The 17,027-nt window shown below is 66.3% G+C and carries 16 protein-coding genes; 15 read left to right on the top strand and 1 reads right to left on the bottom strand.

Features of this window, described 5'->3' with window-relative positions; all coding sequences use genetic code 11:
• Positions 1–2: 2 nt before the first annotated feature.
• The 5 genes from ACIBEI_RS12490 (at position 3) to ACIBEI_RS12470 (ending at position 4,998) form a co-directional block, all read left to right on the top strand.
• Positions 3–1,421, top strand: coding sequence for a phage portal protein (locus tag ACIBEI_RS12490; RefSeq protein WP_398887865.1), 1,419 nt, complete (start codon positions 3–5; stop codon positions 1,419–1,421).
• A complete protein-coding gene (locus ACIBEI_RS12485) occupies positions 1,418–2,527 on the top strand; it encodes a hypothetical protein (RefSeq protein ID WP_398887863.1) in 1,110 nt (369 codons plus the stop codon). Before ACIBEI_RS12490 ends, ACIBEI_RS12485 begins: the two co-directional genes overlap by 4 nt.
• A 1-nt stretch (position 2,528) precedes the next feature.
• Positions 2,529–3,029: a hypothetical protein gene (locus ACIBEI_RS12480; RefSeq protein ID WP_398887861.1), complete on the top strand. Its 501-nt coding sequence runs from the start codon at positions 2,529–2,531 to the stop codon at positions 3,027–3,029.
• Positions 3,030–3,499: 470 nt separating this feature from the next.
• Positions 3,500–3,862 (top strand): hypothetical protein, encoded by a 363-nt coding sequence (locus tag ACIBEI_RS12475; protein WP_398887859.1) that lies wholly within the window; start codon positions 3,500–3,502, stop codon positions 3,860–3,862.
• Positions 3,863–3,936: 74 nt separating this feature from the next.
• Positions 3,937–4,998 (top strand): hypothetical protein, encoded by a 1,062-nt coding sequence (locus ACIBEI_RS12470; protein ID WP_398887857.1) that lies wholly within the window; start codon positions 3,937–3,939, stop codon positions 4,996–4,998.
• 20 nt (positions 4,999–5,018) lie between these two features.
• Here the strand turns inward: ACIBEI_RS12470 and ACIBEI_RS12465 are convergent, their stop codons facing one another.
• Positions 5,019–5,447, bottom strand: a complete 429-nt coding sequence (locus tag ACIBEI_RS12465) for a hypothetical protein (RefSeq protein WP_398887855.1) — start codon at positions 5,445–5,447, stop codon at positions 5,019–5,021.
• An 86-nt stretch (positions 5,448–5,533) separates the two neighbouring features.
• On the opposite strand from ACIBEI_RS12465, the gene ACIBEI_RS12460 reads away from it, so the two are divergent.
• The 10 genes from ACIBEI_RS12460 (at position 5,534) to ACIBEI_RS12415 (ending at position 17,023) form a co-directional block, all read left to right on the top strand.
• The gene (locus ACIBEI_RS12460; RefSeq protein ID WP_398887853.1) at positions 5,534–5,992 is read left to right on the top strand and encodes a hypothetical protein; all 459 of its coding nucleotides are present in this window, start codon (positions 5,534–5,536) and stop codon (positions 5,990–5,992) included.
• The gene (locus ACIBEI_RS12455; protein ID WP_398887851.1) at positions 5,989–6,324 is read left to right on the top strand and encodes a phage head-tail adapter protein; all 336 of its coding nucleotides are present in this window, start codon (positions 5,989–5,991) and stop codon (positions 6,322–6,324) included. The genes ACIBEI_RS12460 and ACIBEI_RS12455 overlap by 4 nt, the downstream gene beginning before the upstream one ends.
• Positions 6,324–6,707, top strand: coding sequence for a DUF5403 family protein (locus ACIBEI_RS12450; RefSeq protein ID WP_398887849.1), 384 nt, complete (start codon positions 6,324–6,326; stop codon positions 6,705–6,707). The genes ACIBEI_RS12455 and ACIBEI_RS12450 overlap by 1 nt, the downstream gene beginning before the upstream one ends.
• A 484-nt stretch (positions 6,708–7,191) precedes the next feature.
• Complete coding sequence (locus ACIBEI_RS12445; protein WP_398887847.1) at positions 7,192–7,656, top strand: hypothetical protein; 465 nt, start codon at positions 7,192–7,194, stop codon at positions 7,654–7,656.
• A 78-nt stretch (positions 7,657–7,734) separates the two neighbouring features.
• Positions 7,735–8,472: a hypothetical protein gene (locus ACIBEI_RS12440; protein ID WP_398887845.1), complete on the top strand. Its 738-nt coding sequence runs from the start codon at positions 7,735–7,737 to the stop codon at positions 8,470–8,472.
• A gap of 105 nt (positions 8,473–8,577) precedes the next feature.
• Entirely contained in the window at positions 8,578–8,916 is a 339-nt protein-coding gene (locus ACIBEI_RS12435) for a phage tail assembly protein (RefSeq protein ID WP_398887843.1), read from the top strand.
• A gap of 110 nt (positions 8,917–9,026) precedes the next feature.
• Entirely contained in the window at positions 9,027–9,293 is a 267-nt protein-coding gene (locus tag ACIBEI_RS12430; protein WP_398887841.1) for a hypothetical protein, read from the top strand.
• A 4-nt stretch (positions 9,294–9,297) separates the two neighbouring features.
• Positions 9,298–13,722, top strand: coding sequence for a hypothetical protein (locus ACIBEI_RS12425; protein ID WP_398887839.1), 4,425 nt, complete (start codon positions 9,298–9,300; stop codon positions 13,720–13,722).
• Positions 13,716–14,561, top strand: coding sequence for a phage tail domain-containing protein (locus tag ACIBEI_RS12420; protein WP_398887837.1), 846 nt, complete (start codon positions 13,716–13,718; stop codon positions 14,559–14,561). Before ACIBEI_RS12425 ends, ACIBEI_RS12420 begins: the two co-directional genes overlap by 7 nt.
• Positions 14,561–17,023 carry a siphovirus ReqiPepy6 Gp37-like family protein gene (locus tag ACIBEI_RS12415; protein WP_398887835.1) on the top strand — a complete coding sequence of 821 codons (2,463 nt, stop codon included), beginning with the start codon at positions 14,561–14,563 and terminating at the stop codon, positions 17,021–17,023. Before ACIBEI_RS12420 ends, ACIBEI_RS12415 begins: the two co-directional genes overlap by 1 nt.
• The last annotated feature ends 4 nt before the right edge of the window (positions 17,024–17,027 follow it).

Genomic DNA, 17,027 nt, shown 5'->3' with positions numbered 1-17,027 from the left:
CCATGGCCGAACCCACGCCTACCGCCCTGGCGGTGCAGCTCCTTGCCACCCTTAGCCGGGACAAGGACCGGCTGACCCGGATCGACAACTATCTCCACGGTCGCCACGACGACCCGTACATGCCCGCGATGGCCGATGACGAGTACCGGCTCCTCGCGAAGAGGGCCGTCTCGAACTGGACACCGCTGCTGGTCAACACCCCGGCGCAGGCCCTCTACGTGGACGGCTACAGGGCGGGGGACGACGACGGCCAGGGTTCGGCGACGAACCTGTCCTCCCCGCAGTGGGAGCACTGGCAGCGTTCCCGTCTCGACGCCCGGCAGTCCGCCATCTACAAGGGCGCGCTGACGTACGGGCATTCGTTCACGCTGACCGAGCGCGTGAAAGGCCGGGTCCTGACGAAGGGCCTGTCCGCGCTGCGCACGGCTGCCTTGTACGAGGACGCGGCGAACGACGACACTCCGTACGCCGCGCTGACGGTGACGGTCTGGCCCCGCGCCGAGACGCCCGGCACAGCCCGTATGTGGGATGGGCGCTTCGAGTACGCGGTCACCTTCAAGGCGTTGGTCGATGTCGACGGCATCACCGTCGCCAAGGGCAAGCGCCACGGCGCGAGCGAGTGTCCCGTGACCCGCTTCGCGGCGTCGGTGGACCTCGAAGGCCGGACGGTTGGCGTGATCGAGCCGATGATCCCGTTGCAGAACCGGATCAACCAGACGATCTTCGACCTGTTGATCGCGCAGACGTACGCGAGCGTGAAGGTCAGGACCGTCTCGGGCATGGCTCCGCCGGTCCAGCGCGACCCGGACACGGGCGAGGTCGTCTACGACGAGCGCGGCAACCCGATCCCGCTGCCGATCAACCACAACGCCAAGCGGTTCCTCTTCGCCGAGGACCCCGACGTTCGCTTCGGATCGCTGGACGAGACCCCGCTCGGCGGGTTCATCGACTCGATCGACATGAGCATCCGGCACCTGAGCGCCGTCGCGCAGGTGCCCCCGCACCATCTGTTGGGCCAGATCGCCAACCTCTCGGCCGAGGCTCTGCAGGCCGCCGAGACAGCGCTGTCCCGCAAGATCCAGGAGTTCCGCACGGTGTTCGGTGAAGCGTGGGAACGGGTCTTCAGATTGGCCGCCGAGCTGGAAGGCGGTGCGGCCGACGACTTCAAGGGCGAGGTCATCTGGCGCGACATGGAACAGCGCTCGTTGGCGCAGGCCGCTGACGCGCTGGGCAAGTTGCGCGAGCAGCTCGGTATCCCGGCCAAGGGTCTGTGGAAGCGCGTCCCGAACGTCACGCAGACCGAGTTGGACGAGTGGGACGACCTTGCCGACGAGGAAGACTCGGTGGGGCAGCTCGCTTCCGTGCTGAACCGCGCAACGCCTGAGACGACCACCGCGGCCACGGTGCCGGCGGCTGCATGACGAAGCAGACGAGGCAGGCCGAGACCGACGAGGTCTCGGCCGCCTTCCACGTCGCTCTGTCGCAGCTCGGTGCGAAGACCACGGCCGAGGCGCTGGCCCTGTGGGTGGACGTTCCGGTCGACCAGCGCGCCGCTACGGCGGGCGGCTGGCTGCGCAAGGCGATCACGCTCGTCATGTCCCGTCGTCGCCAGTCTCGCGATCTCGCGCGTGCCTACTACCGGCTTGCCCGAGCGCTTCAGACCGGTACGACGCTGGCCGACCCGTACCATCCCGAGCCGACGTACATCACCCTGGCCGACTTGCGGCGCGAGTTCGCCGCCCTGGCGGGCACCTACAGCCCGCCCTCCGAACCTGCGGGCGAGGCCGCGACCGGCACGTCCGGGGAAGCCTCGTCCGCGCAGGAAGTCGGGAACACCTCCGAGAGCGACGACCAGGGCCAGGCGCCCGGAGACGACTCGGGGACCGTCACCGACGACGAGGACCAGGACGACGAGCCCAACTGGGAGCGCGTCCTTGTCGAGGAGCTGGAAGGGCTCCGCGAGGAAGAGCAGCGGATCGAGCGCCAGGCCGAGGAGGAACTTCGGCTCGTGCTCGAAGCCCTCGGCCCGACAAACCTCGACCGGCGTATGAGCGTCGAGGACTCCGACCCTGACGAGGCACACCGGCAGGCAGGCGCGCAGCAGGCCGCAGCCGCTTCCCGCGTCGCCATGAACGGCGCCCGGTCAACGAACTGGACGCACATGAGCCGCGACGGGCGGGCTCTCGGATACGTACGCCTGTCGCGTACGGGCACCCCTTGCGGCTGGTGCGCGATGTTGATCAGCCGGGGCCCGGTCTACAAGAGCCGAGAGTCCGCCACGTTCAACGACGGCGACAAGTACCACGACAACTGCCACTGCTACGCGATGCCGGTCTGGAACCGGGATCAGTACCAGTCGAGCGAACTGACCGCGCTTTCGCGGCAGTACGAGGCCCTGTGGCCGGAGGTCACGAAGGGCCACACCGGCAAAGACGCGGTGAGTGTCTGGCGCCGGTTCATCCGCAAGCAGCAGAGAGCCGCAGCCCCGGAGGCGCGGCAGTCCACGAGCACGGCCCCGGAGGCGTGAAGTGTCTGACGAGAAGCCCCATGAGGAGACCCCGAGCGAGGAGACTCCGCCCGGCCAGAAGCCGGACGACGCATCCGGTGCCGGCGGCCAGTCCACCAGCCCGGAAGACGAGTTGCCCGACTGGGCCCGCAAGGAACTCGCGAAGGTCCGCAACGAGGCGGCCGGGTACCGCACACGACTGCGGGACGCCGAGACGAAGCTCTCCGAGGCCAAGAGCCCAGAGGAGTTCGAGGCCGCCCTCGCCGAGGTGAAGACGAAGAACGCCGAGCTGGAACGCTCCGTCCTGGTCACCACCGTGGCGCGGAAGTTCGACCTGCCCGAGGAACTGGCAGGGCGCCTGCGCGGCGCTACCTCCGAGGAGCTGGAAGCCGACGCCAAGGCCCTTCAGGTTCTTCTCACCCCTGCGGCTACGCCCTCTCTGGGCGGCGGTCTCGACCCGTCCGACGAGGACGACGGAGACATGGACCCGCGCAAGCTCGCGCGGCGAACTCGACGTTTCTAGTAGTCATTCTGTCTCCCTCGTCATGACCCACAGCAGGAATGAGATTCGCGCGAGTTGGAAATAGAGCCCAGCAGTCTCCCCGGAGTGCAGAGCATCTGCGATAGATCCTGCCAATTCCATCAGGATCTCCACCACACGGCACCTCCTCACTGAACGTCCATCCTCGCCGTCCTCGATCGACGAACACTCAGACGCCATCGCTTCCCCACATCTCTCTCGGCACGACGAACCTTTCGCCTCGCACAGAATTAGCGTGGGGCATTTCGAGATGTGGTTGATCAATATGGCCAGCGCGAGTCAACGGTTGCCAACGGCCCACCAGTTGTGCCAACACCTGCCAACACGGGCCCTCCCCTGACATCATGAGTCTTTCCGGGTAACACGACGCGGACCATGGGGAGCCGGCTGTGCCAAGGGTGATACGCATACCTACAGTTGAGGAGCTGCCGAACGGTGCCCCGAGGCGGTTCGTGGAAGCGGTCTTTGAGCTGTACGGCGAAGCCGGGCGTCCCACCCTGCGAGCCATCACCGAGCGCGTTGACGAGATCAATGAGCGCCAAGAGGCCGGAGCGACGGCAAGTCGCGAGACCGTCCGACGCATGTTTCGGGGTCAGATCCCTACAGGGTGGGGTTCAGTCCGAGTGACCCTAATGGCGCTTTGCGAATTCGCGGAGCGTGCATTTGATTCGCAAGAGGACGACGAAGAGTTCGCCTTGGGAAACGGCCTGTACACCGGCCGATTCGATATCTACATGAAGCGCGTGTGGAGTGAGGCACTGGCGAACCCAGAGCCATACAAGAAAGATCCCTGGGGCACCGAACCCCCATTTTAGGGAGCGCCACAAACCATTCACCCCCGGTTTCGCAAGTACCCGGGGGTTTCTCTGTACCCCGGAGGTAGCAACACTTGCCCACTGCACAGCATCAGGTCGTAAAGCCCCAGAAGCTTGTGAACACCGCCGTCGGGATGCTCGAACAGGAGCTGATCATCCCGAACCTGTTCCAGAAGCAGGGCGTCGACCAGTTCAAGGGTGCCGAGAACGACACCATCTCCATGAAGGTCGAAGGCATCCTGCCGTTCCACGACTACGCGTGGCGCAACGACCGCTCGAACCCGATTGTCTTCGACGAATACAGCGAGCGGACCATCGCAGTCACCTTCGGCGGCAACGTCTACTCCGCAGTGAAGCTCACCGACGAGCAGAACGACTTCGACATCGACAACTGGTCCAAGCTCCTGCGCCCCCAGTCGAAGGCCATCGCGCGCGGCCTCCAGCGCCGGGCCGTCAATCTCCTGACCGGCCAGACGTACAACGCCACCATCGGCAACGCCGGTCAGAATCTCCGGGGTGCCCTGATCGAGGCCCGCCGGGTGCTGAACGCTTTCCACGCTCCGCGTGAGGGCCGGTACCTCCTGGTGGGTACCGAGTTCGAGTCGGCGCTCCTGACCGATGAGACGCTGAACTTCGCGCAGAACGTCGGTGACTCCGAGGCCGAGACCGCGCTCCGCACTGCGAGTATCGGCGAGCGCTTCGGCTTCCGGATCGTGGTCGACCAGACCATCCCGGCGGATGCCGCGTACGCCTTCGCGCAGTCCGGCTTCATCTTCCTGTCCGGCGCCCCGAGCGTGCCGCAGTCCGTTCCGTACGGCGCGACCACGAGCTTCGAGAACATCGCGCTCCGCTGGGTCCGCGACTACGACCCGCTGTACATGCAGGACCGTTCCGTCGTGAACACGTACGCGGGCTTCCGCTCGGTGCCTGACGTACTGGTCGGCTGGGACCAGGCGAACGAGAAGGAGATCGTCTCCACCCAGGAGCACTTCGTTCGCGGCATCAAGCTCACCCTTGACGGCAAGTCCGACTACCCGGCGGCTGGCAGCGAGTTGGCCACCATCACCGGCGTTTCTGACGCGAAGGTGTGGACCCCGACCGGCATGAAGGCTGAGACCGACCCGGCCAACGCCTAATGCGGCAGGGGACGGCGTGCTCAGGCTGCCTTCTGTTCGGTCTCTTTCGCCGCCCCCGCCTCCGCTGCGATCTGCGCAAGTTTTGTTGCCAGTGCACGCTTCTTTCCAAGGGTAGTAAGGAGTTCCTCCACGACCGGCAGGTCGTCGAGGTCAATGTCACCGAGCAGAGTCACGACATCCTTCAGATGATCGGGGATGGCGTCGTCAGGCTTCACCGCGTACCACTGCTCGGCGATGAGCTCACCAACTCGCCGTTCGGAGACCTTGAGCACCCGCGCAATCCCGGGGATGTATTTCGGAGCCGGCGGTGTTTCCATCAAGTAGTTGGCCATGTTGTTCCACCAAGCAGACGAACGTTGCCAACCACATTTAGCCGCCATGCTATTGAAGGCCATGCCACCGAATTGATTGCGACGGCGTACAGCCTTGCTAAATACATCGTTAGCCATGCCTCACAGTCTAGATGAGCCGTCTATCAGGATTAACGATCCCAACGAATTGGTTCACCTTTTCGATGGATCAACGAGGGAATCGCTTGACATATGCCACGGTCGACGAGCTAAAAGGTCGCCTCGACTGGGACCTCGACCCTGACGAACTGCGCATCGCAACAGGGGCGTTGGAGGACGCATCCGACCTCGCGGCCACGTACGGCCGCGAGTGGCCCGAGGAGACCGTTCCGCGCCTGGTGCGCACGTTGGTCCTGAAGGCTGCGGCACGGTACATGCGCAACCCCAACGGCTATACACAGAGCCGGGCCGGGGACGAGACGCTCGCCTGGTCGGACATCGGACGTGACGCCGGCACCGTGTACTTCACGCGCGAGGAGATCCGACTCCTGGAGGAGCTTGCCGGGCGAAAGCGCGGCATCTCCAGCGTGGTCGTCTCCGCCTGGGGCACCAAGCGGCGCCCGCGCGATGTCGGCCACGTACCCGTCGACTACTCCCCGGCTTCGCCGTTCCCCCTGTTCGGGGATGAGGTGAGCCCCTGGTGAGCGTGCAGCGCAGGCGAGGCCAACCCGCCCGCGTCTGGCGGACGAAGGAGGTCGTCGACAACCGGGGCAACACCGTCATCTCCGTGGACGAGGACAACCCGGTCGACGTCAGGGCCGCCTTTATCCCGCAGCGCAGCGGCAAGGCCGAGGTGCCAGGTCAGCAACAGATCAACGTCGTCCGCATGGTCGTTGACCCTCATGTCGAGGGCGTGACCCTGTGGTCACGGGTCGAGTACCAGGGCCGCTTGTGGGACATCGTGACCCCTCCGGCCTATCACCACGGCGACCGCCGTACGCGGCACTGGTCGATCGACATTAGGGAGCGGCCCTGATGGCAGAGATCGAAGACAAGGTGGGCCGTCACGAGCTGGAGAAGTACATCGCCCTCCTTCCCGGCGTTCAGGTCGCCCTCGACGAAGTCCGGTTCGAGATCGCCGCACGGGCCGAGGAACTGCTTCTCCAGCACCGTTTGGAGGGCCACGCGCGGATCGACGTGGTTGACGGCGCCGTGGACAAGTACGTCGTCCTGGATGACGAGCGCGGCAAGGCCGCTGCCCTGTCGATCGAGTATGGCCGCGCCGCTGACGTGGTGGTCCGGACGGACAAGAACGGCAGGACGTACCTCGCCATGCAGGGCGCGATGGACGGTCTGTTCATCCTGGCCCGCGCCGCGAACCTGCCCAAGAAGCGGAAGGGGAAGGTGCATCTCGGCTAGCGGCACCTATGGAACAGGTCTCGCAGCGCCCGGATGATCTCCGGACGCGAAGCCGGATCTGACTTGTCCAAAGAAATCCGAATGGTGCTCCGAAATGTCAACGCAATTACGACGATGACTCCGAGCACAACCCATGGGGCATTAACGGCGAGTTGTTCGAGCACGCTTCGCAACAAGGGATTACCTCCACGGCGATGCCGACTGCGTGGAAGCCACCGCGAACGCGGCGAACCTCAACGGACAGACGGCAAGTCTGTAACACACAGCACCCGCCGACTGCGTGCCGTCTTGCGACGGACAGTTCCGTTGAGGTCGAAGTGCATACGACCTGGTGCGCGGGCTTCGAAGGGGTTGCCGCACTCCCCTGTCGCCAGAGGGGGGTAACTCACTCTTCGAGTTTGAGCCTACCGCATCGCGCGGGATGCGAGAGCACGCAGCCAAAAGGAGAAACGGTCTGGCAGGACTCCCTCACCACATCAAGGCCATGGCCGAGCTGTCCCCCGTCGAGGATCTCCTTCTCTCTGTACTGCGCGAGGGCCTGCCGGGAATTCGGGTGAAGTCCCTCGTCGACCTGCACGAGAAGTTCCCCCTCGTCCTGGTCCGCCGCGATCCGACATGGGGTGAGTGGCAGGGCGACACCCGCTTCACGGACGCGGCCCGCATCGTGATCAACACCTTCGCGCCGGACCCCAACGGGGACGAGGACGCGGCGATTCTCGGCGAGGCCGTCCGCGTCGTCATGCGTGACGCCTGGCTGAAGCAGAAGGTCTATCCGCGACTCGGCCACATCATCCGCGTGGACCTGAACTCGGCGCCGAGACGCGCAACGGACTGGGCGACCGCTACCGGCCCCGTCCAGTACGCCGACCTCCCCACGGGGGTGTGGCGCTACGAGTCGATCTTCGACGTGCAGATCCGCAAGCCGCGGACTCGCCCCTTCACCCCCTGACAGTTCCATTCACGCAAGGCCCGGTCCCCCGTCGCGGGGCGCCGGGTCTTTCGCGTGCGCGAGTAAGGATGCAGCCTCTTGGCGATCAACGATGACGCAACCCTTGTCGTCGGCTCCGGTAACTACCTGACCGCCCCGACCGGCACCGCGATGCCGGCGGATCTCCTGACGCCCACTTCCCCGTGGCAGAACGTCGGGCACACCAGCCTGGAAGACGTCTTCGGCATCACCTCCGAGGGCGGCGAGGCGACCACGATCGGCAGCCTTCAGAACAAGAGCCTGCGGACGAAGTACTCGGCCAGGACCGAGACCATGACGTTCACGCTCCAGCAGTTCGACACGGCGGCGCTGAAGCTCTACTTCGGCGCCAACGCGCCGATCCTGCCGGACGGTTCGGTCGGTGTTCCCACCGAGCCGGAGCCGACGCAGGCGGCCTTCATGGCGATCTTCATCGACGGGGACAACCACTTCGCCTTCTACGCCCCGCGCGCCGAGATCTACCGCGCGGACGACATGGCGATCTCGGACACCGAGTCCCTCGCCGGTCTGCCGCTCGGCGTGAAGCCTATGGCGTACGGCAACAACACCTGGACCTACGCCATCACGCCCCTGGGCGGCGTCATGGCTACTGGCGCGACCGCCGGTTCCCCGGGCTCCTTCACTCCCGAGGGCGCCACCGCCCCGACCACCCTCGCCGGTATGTCCAGCGTGATCGCCACCCCGACGACCGCGTGGACCACCGGTCAGCACGTGCTTCTGGGCGACTCCTCGAAGGCGTACTGGAACGGCACTGCCTGGGTGGCTGGCCAGGCGTGATGACTCCCGGCGCGGGCGCATTGCGGACCCGCCCGCGCCGGGCCTCCCTCTTCTCTCCTCGGTCCGCTTCCCCTGTCTGTCTTCTCTCTGGAGGTCCGCACCCCCTTGGCTTCTTACTCCCTCGACGACATCCGCGCCGCCGCTGAGCGCAAGTACGGCTCGACCGACATCGAGGTCGGCGGCGAGTCCGTCCGGCTCCTCAATCCGCTGCGCCTGCCGAAGACCCGCCGTGACGAACTGCTCGCTCTTCAGGAGCAGATGGGCAAGGAGGACAGCGATCAGGCGGAGCTGCTGTCCAAGGCGATCCGCACCGTGGCGCAGTCCGAGAAGGCGGCCGACACGCTCCTCGGCGAGGTGGGCGGCGACCTGGCGATCCTCGCCGAGGTCTTCCGCCACTACGGCGAGAGCACTCAGGCGGGGGAAGCCTCGGCCTCGCAGGGCTGATCGACGAATACGGCGAGGGCCTGTACCCGGACCTGCTGTTCCACTTCGGCGTTGATCTCGCCGGGGTGGTAGCGGGCCGGGGGCCTTCCCCTGCTCTCGTCCTTCTGCTTGTGCAGAGGCTTCCCGACACCTCTCTTACGGTCGCTCTCGCGTCGGGCGGCCGTGCGCTATTCGGCTGGGGTCAGGACCGGCATCTGACCGCCGACCTATTCGACGCGATCAATCAGAACACGCGGGCGACCGGCCAGTGGGGCAAGAGCAAGGCCCCCAAGATTCCGCCCTTTCCGAGGCCAGAGCCGAAGAAGAAGGCCCCGGAGAAGCAGGCCAAGAAGCGGCGCTCTGTCGCGGAGATTTACAAGCAATTCCAGCGGAGGTGAGCCGGTGTCGGATGCGAATGTCGTCGGCCGCGTAGCGGTCAAGGTCATGCCGGATACCTCCGGGTTCAAGGATGACCTGAAGGAAAAGCTCAAGAAGATTGAGCACGACATCGCGGTCACCATCCGTACGAAGGCCGATCCGACCGGCGCTCGCAAGGATGTCCTCGAAGCGGTCCGGTCGATCAACAACGACAACAAGAAGACCGACACCCGCAAGATCCGCTTCTATACGAGGCTCGACCTCGCGGGGATGTCCGGCGAGGTCACCAAGGCCGTCCGCGAGTACCAGGCCCGCGCGAACCAGCACCGCATCACGTTCTCGGCGACCGGCCGCCAGGTCGTACAGGAAGCCCGCAGGACCCGCCGGCAGGCGGAGGCCGAGCTGTCGGACCTGCACCTCGGCGTGAACCTGGACAACCAGGGCTCCGTCATGGCGGCCATCGCCAAGGTGAAGGCCGCCCTCGTCGCGCTCGGCGAGACGGACATCGACGTCGACCTCAACGAGCCGAGCCTGAACGCCGCGATCAGCATGTTCGAGGATCGCCTCGACGAGATCGGGCACATAGACCTCCGGGTCGACAAGGAGAGCAAGGCTTCGGTTCAGGCCGCTATCTCGGAGATCGAGCGGGAGCTTCAGAAGCTCGCCGAGACCGACCTGAAGGTGAAGCTCGACCAGGCGTCCTTGGAAGAGGCGAAGCGGGATCTCCTCGCCGAATCCCGGGCCGCCTCACAGCAGGCAGCCGACGAGATTCAGGCTCAGCTCGACGAGATAGCCATCCGGCCCGAACTCGACGGGCAGAAGGTCGCGCAGGTCCGCCGGCAACTCGAAGCGGCCTTCGGGCAGATGCGCAATCTGCGGGCCCAGATCACGCCCGAGCTGGACGCGCTCGCGAAGCGCAAGGTCGAGCGGGACATCGACGACCTGCAAGACAAGATCGACAAGCTGAAGTCGGAGGTCGAGCCCGAGGTATCCCGTACGGGGATCGTGGCCGTCCTGGCGCACATGGCGATCCTGACCCGGAACCGGGTCGTCGACATCATCCCAAAGGTCAACGCGTCGGCTGCGGCCACGGCCGCCGCGATGCTCAAGGCCCTGTCCGGCGGACGCGTGATCAGCGACATGTTCGAGCGCCTGGGCAACACGATCAAGAACCTCGACCGGTCGGCGCCGATCATCGGCACCCTGGCGACCGCCATCGCCGGTCTGGGCGCATCGGGCATCGCGGCCACGAGTAACCTCGCCGCCCTCTCCTCGTCGCTCGCGTCGATCGCCCCAACAGCCCTGCTTCTGCCCGGACTTCTGGGCGGCATGGCCGTGGGCCTTGGCGTCTCGATCGCCGCGTTCAAGGACTTCAACAAGATCGTCCCCGAGGTCAAGTCCGCTCTTCACGACCTTCAGGACACGATCAGCGAGAACTTCTGGGCGAAGGCCGCGGAGCCCATCCGGGCCGTGGTCGACGACCTGCTTCCGAAGTTCACGGCGGGCGTCTCCAAGACGGCGACCGAACTCGGCGGCTTCTTCGGGTCGTTCGCGACCAACCTCGGCACCTCCCTGTCCCCGGCCTTGGACCAGATGTTCAAGGACCTGTCGGACTCCATCGGCATCGCGACGCAGGGCACGGACACCTTCGCGTCGATCATCGCCACCCTCGGCAAGGTCGGCACCAGCTACCTCCCCTCCCTGGCCGACTGGTTCGTCCGGATCAGCGAGAACTTCGATGCCTGGCTGAAGAAGAAGGGCGACAACGGCCTCAAGGACATGATCGACCAGGGCATCCAGGCCCTGAAGGATCTGGGGTCGATCCTCGCCGACACGGGCGGCATTCTCGCGGGCTTCTCCCGGGCGGCTACAGCTGCCGGCGGTTCGACGCTCGGCACTCTGGCCGACTCCCTCGACCGCATCCACAAGACAGTGGACAGCGAGGGCTTCCAGAAGGGCATGACGGACGTCTTCGCTGCCGCCCACGAGGCGATGCAGCGGATCGCCGACACGTCAGGCCCGGCGGTCGAGAACCTCTTCAAGACGCTCGGCTCGCTCCTGACCACGATCCTGCCGCAGGTCGGATCGATCATCGGCACGGCGCTGGGCGCCATCGCTGGTGCCCTGTCACAGCCCGCGATGGTCGAGGGCGTCGAGGCCCTGTTCAACGGTATCCAGGCCGCGGTGAGTGCCCTCGCGCCCGCGATGGCCCCGGTCGGCCAGGCCCTCGGGGCACTCCTTTCGCTGGTCGGGTCCATGCTGACCAGCCTCGGCCCGCTGGTTGCGTCGATCTTGACGCCGCTTGCAGAAACGTTTACTCAACTCGCTCCCGCGATCGAGCCCCTGGTCGGGCTCCTCGGTGAGGCCCTGGGCGGCGCCGTTGCCGCGCTTGCCCCGCTCCTGATGACCGTCGTCGAGGCGGTCACCCCACTGATCGAGGCGCTCGTCGCCGGGCTCGCCCCGGTCATCCCCTTGATCACCGAGGCCCTGTCGGTCATGTCAGCCGCGCTTCAGCCCGTGATCGAGATCCTGATGCAAATCCTCACGGCCGCGATCCTGCCGCTGATCCCGGTGGTACAGCAGCTCGCCGCCGAGTTCCTGCCTCAGATTTCCGAGGCGTTCGCCGCCGTCATGGAGGCGGTTCAGCCGCTCCTCGAAGCGCTCCTCGCTCTCGTGAACTTCCTGATGCCGATCCTGGCACCGGCAATTGAGTTCATTGCGGGGCTGTTCCTGGGCGCGCTGGTCGACGCCATCGAAGGCGTAGCGGACGTCTTCACCGGCCTGAAGGACATCTTCGTCGGTGTCTGGGACATCATCGTCGGCGTCTTCAAGACGGTCATCGGGTTCTTCAAGGGCACGCTTACCGGCGACTGGAGCACCTTCGGCAACGGCCTGAAGCAGATATGGAACGGCCTCTCGACGTTCCTTTCGGGCCTCTGGGACACGGTCGTTGGAGCCTTCAAGGTCTTCCTGGGCGTCGGAATCCTCGGTGCCGGCGGGAAGCTCCTCAAGGGCATCGGCGAGATGTTCAAGGCCGGATGGCAGGCCGTGAAGACGATCTGCCTGGAGCTGTGGGCATCGCTCACCTCGCGCTGGTCTACGTTCCTCGCCGACCTGCGGGCGGCGCCGGGCGCGGCACTGTCCGCGATCACGAAGTTCTTCAGCCAGACGTGGGCGGACATCCGGACTGCGGCCACCGTGGCGTGGGACGCAGTGGTGAACATCTTCAAGACGAAGGTGCAAGGCTGCGTCGACTTCGTGAAGGAGCTGCCGGGCAAGGTCACGGCCATCTTCAGCAGTGCGAAGAGCCTGCTCGTGGACGCCGGAAAGAAGATCATCACCGGCCTGATCGACGGCCTCAAGTCGATGTTCAGCTCGGTCAAGAGCACCCTCGGCGACCTGACGAGCAAGCTCACCGACTGGAAGGGCCCGGCCCCCAAGGACGCCAAGCTCCTCTACAACGCAGGTCAGCTCATCATCAAGGGCCTGATCAAGGGCCTTGAGTCGCAGTACGACAACGTCAAGACGTCGCTGAACGAGCTGACGGCGAAGATCCCGAAGAACGCCTCGAAGGGCCTGAAGGAGCGGATCGCCAAGGACCGGGCCGCGCTCCTGAAGCTGGCCGCCCAGTGGGAGTCGGTCGGCAAGAAGCTGGAAGCCGCGCGGGACAACCTCGACAAGATCCGCGAGGAAGCCTCCAACTACGCGCAGCAGATCGCGGACACGGTCATCAGCACAGGCGACGTCACGAAGATCGAGGACACCTCGTTCACCGGGATCTCGTCGGGGCTGAAGAACGCGGTCGAGCAGGCGAAGAAGTTCGCGGCGGTCCTGAAGAAGCTCAAGACCCTCGGCCTGAACAGCACGACGTTCGACCAGATCGCGTCGGCCGGGCCCGAGGCCGGTCTCGCTGCGGCCGAGGCCATCGCCAATGCGGGCCTGAGCGGTGTCAGCGAAATCAACGACCTGCAAGCCGAGTTGGAGAAGTACGCCAACAAGGCCGGGTCCACCGCGTCGAGCTACATGTACGACGCCGGTATCCAGGCGGCCGAAGGGCTGGTCCGCGGGCTCGAAGCCCAACAGGACGCGATCGAGAAGCAGATGCTCAAGATCGCTGACGCCATGGTCGCAGCGATCAAGAAGTCGCTGGATATCCACAGCCCTTCGCGCCTGTTCCGCAAGCTCGGCTCGTTCGTCGGCAAGGGCTTCGGCCTCGGCGTCGAGGACCAGCAGGCACAGGTGGAACGCGCGACGAACGCCCTTGCTGCAAGCGCCGTTTCGGGCGCCTCGGGCCAGGTCACGGCCGCTGTCTCCGGCGGCCTGTCGGCGGCTGGATCCGGCCAGTCCGTGACGAAGGTTCTCAACTACTACGCGGGCTCCAACAGCTCCCTCTCGTCCGAGGAGGAGCTGTTCTCTGCTGCCTCGCGGGCAAGGATGGCCGGTTGGTAAAGCTCGAACTCAGTTCCTCCTCGGACAGGTTGAGCCTGTCCGGATTCGAGACGGATGGGTTGGGGTTCCAGGCCCTCGCCGGCATAACCGGCCTGGGCCTGCCCCAGCTCTCCGTGCAGTGGCTCGAAGGCGCAGGGGACGGCGCCACCTACCGTGGGCGGCGCGTCCTCCCCCGCAACATCGACATCCCCCTCGACATCGTGGGCCGGGACAGGGCCCACCTCTCCTCGCTGGTGACTCGCCTCGCCCGGGTCCTGGCCGACGAATGCACCCTGACGTACATCGACGAACCGGGGGTCCGCTGGTCGACGGCGGTCCGCTGGACCGGCGGAGGCAGCATCGACCCCGGCGCGGGCCACCGGGACATTCAGACCGTCATCACACTGCGGGCCCCGAGTCCGTACTTCCTGTCGGAGTCACCTCAGACGGTCGCGATCGGCGGCACCGTGGCGGCCTCGTTCCTGTCGTCGATGTCAGCGATGCCGCTCTCCTCGTCGCAGGCGATCGGCACCGTGGAACTGGCCAACGACGGCGACGTGCCCGCCTACCCCGTATGGGAGGTGACCGGGCCCGGCGACAACTTCAAGGCGGTCAGCCCGACCGGCGAGGTACTGCACTGGACAGGCACGCTCGCGGCCGGGGAGAAGCTCGTCGTCGACATGGGCGCGGGCACGGTCAAGGACAGCACCGGAGCCAACCGGTACACCGCACTGAACACGGCTCCCCGCTTCTGGTCCGTCGCGCCGGGCGCCTCGACGGCGACGGCCTCTCTCCTCAACATCACGACCGCCTCCAAGGTCGTGTGCTCGTGGCGTCCTCGTAAGTGGGTGGTGATCTAGTGCGGCAAGAGGATCTTCTCGTCGAGGTCCGGGACAAGACCCTGACGCGCGTGGGAGCCATCCCCGCGGATCTCCTCACCATGGAAGCGACGGACGTACACAACAACGTCGGCTCCTGGAAGCTCTCGCTGAACGCGGAGCATCCGCTCGCCGCCGTCCTGTCGACCCCGGGCGCCGGCATCCTCGTCACCGGCCCTTCGGACGTTCTGTTCTCCGGGCCGGTGACGAAGACCGAGAACGCGGTCACCGCGACTGACCCCCTGGGCACGCTGACCGTCGAGGGTGTCGACGACACGATCATCCTGTCCGACATGCTCGCCTGGCCCGACCCCGCCAACGGGGACGCGGCCACGCAGAACTTCGCCTACGACGACCGGACCGACACGGCCGAGTCGCTCATGCACTACTACGTCAACGCGAACTGCGGGCCTGGCGCCCCGGCCAACCGGCGCCGGGCCGGACTCATCATGGGCACGAACGGCGCGCGGGGCTCGATCATCAGCAAGTCCGCGCGCTTCGAGACCCTCGGCGAACTGTGCGCGGCACTCGCCGAGCCGAACAACCTGGGCTTCCGGATCGTGCAGCGCGGTACGAACCTCGTCTTCGAGACGTACGCGGTGCAGGACCGTACGAAGGAAGCCCGGCTCGGCGTCGTGAACAACACGCTCGCCGGTCAGCGTGTGTCCGTGTCGACTCCGCAGAAGACGCGGGTCATTGTCGGCGGCGACGGGGACGGCTCCAACCGGCTGTTCGTCGGTGTCGACAGCGTGGACTCGATCGCGGCCGAGACGGACTGGGGCCGCCGGATCGAGTCGTTCATCGACGAGCGGTCCTCGACGGACACAACCGAGTTGACGCAGAAGGGCACGGAGGCTCTCGCCGATGGCGGCGCCACGGTCAAGGCGGCTCAGGCCGTGCCCATGGAGGACTCCGCGCTCGACTTCGGGCGTGACTGGTTCCTGGGCGACAAGGTGTCCGTCATCGTCGGCGGCTCGGAGATGGCGGCCGTCGTCACGGGCATGGTCCTGAAGGTCGACTCGGACGGGTACCGGCTCGGCGCCACCCTGGGCGATCCGACTCCGCTCTCCGCCGAGGCGGCTGCCGCATCCGCGCAGAAGGACTTGGAGTCGCGAGTGTCCTCGCTGGAGCGCACAGCCGAGGCCACCCCTTCCGGCGCTCGCGTCATCGTCCCCACCGGCATCACGCAAGCCACGCCCCCCACCAGCTACCCGGAAAACGAGACCACCGAGTTCTACTTGAGCGCTACCGCCGCTACGGCGGGCGGCTGGGACTTCGGCGGCAAGTGGGGGCACGTCACCACCCGCGCATGGTCCGGCGGCGACGCCTCGCAGACCTGGCGCCGAGTGCACGCGAGCACCACCGCACACGAAATGTTGGTGCGCGGCGGGAACGCAAGCGGCTGGTCTCCCTGGCGGCAGGTCGGGTTCGACCATCAGCTCACGGCTACCGCAGTTACGCAGTCGACAGCCGTTGCGACCTACCCCGAAGGCACCTCCACGCTCTACCTCACCGACACCGAATCCACCGCCGGCGGTTGGGAGTTCGGCGGCAAGTGGGGAATCCTCGTCACCCGGAGACTGCGCGGCGATGCCACGCAGACGTGGCACCGCGTGTCCGGCGCCACCACGCCTGAGACGTGGATGCGCGCGGGCAGCTCGGCAGGCTGGTCCCCCTGGCGGCAGACCGGCTTCGACAACCAGCTCACCCCCGCGAGCTACACACAAAGCTCCCTGCCCAGCGCGTACCCGTACGGCGTCTCCACGATGACGATGACCGAGACGCAGGCGGCCACCGGCGGATGGGACTTCGGCAACGGCGGCAGGTACGGCACCGTGCGGACGGTTCACCCTGTGGGCGCCGCCTTCGCGCACCAGACGTGGCTACGACTGAGCCCGACCGTCACCGAGGAGTGGACGCGCTCGGGCAACGACGCGGCGGGCTGGACCGCTTGGCGTTCCTCGGCGCACGTGGAGAAGACTCCTCGCGGCGTGATGGCCATGCAGGCTCTCGCCAGTACGGCGTACGTCGGCGACACGGAGACGATCGTCTACACCCAGACGTTCACGGCCGAGGCGAACCGGTGCTACCGGATCAACCTGCGGGTGGCCGCCGTGGACACCGACGCGACGGGCGACAACGCGAGCGCCACCATCCGGTACGCGAAGCAGTCGGGCTACACGGCCTGCCGGTGGGCGGCCGGAACAACCGTGAGCAACACGAGCACGCTCCTCGGAACCTTCTACAGCACGTTGTTCGACGACGACTCGTTCACCGCGAGCGGGATCAACGCGAACTGGTACCTCAACAACCCCGCCGCAGGCACGGTCACCATCGGTATCGGCCTGAAGGTGAACCGGGCTGCCGCCACGTACGGGCAGGTCCGGTATCTCGTCTCGGGCGGCTCGCACCTCGCTATCGAGGACGCCGGGTCAGCCATTTAAGGAG

This window comes from Streptomyces sp. NPDC050988 (assembly GCF_044456225.1).
Lineage (GTDB): Bacteria > Actinomycetota > Actinomycetes > Streptomycetales > Streptomycetaceae > Streptomyces.
The sequence above is the reverse complement of the archived record's forward strand: the minus strand, read 5'-3'. Positions and strand labels throughout refer to the sequence as shown.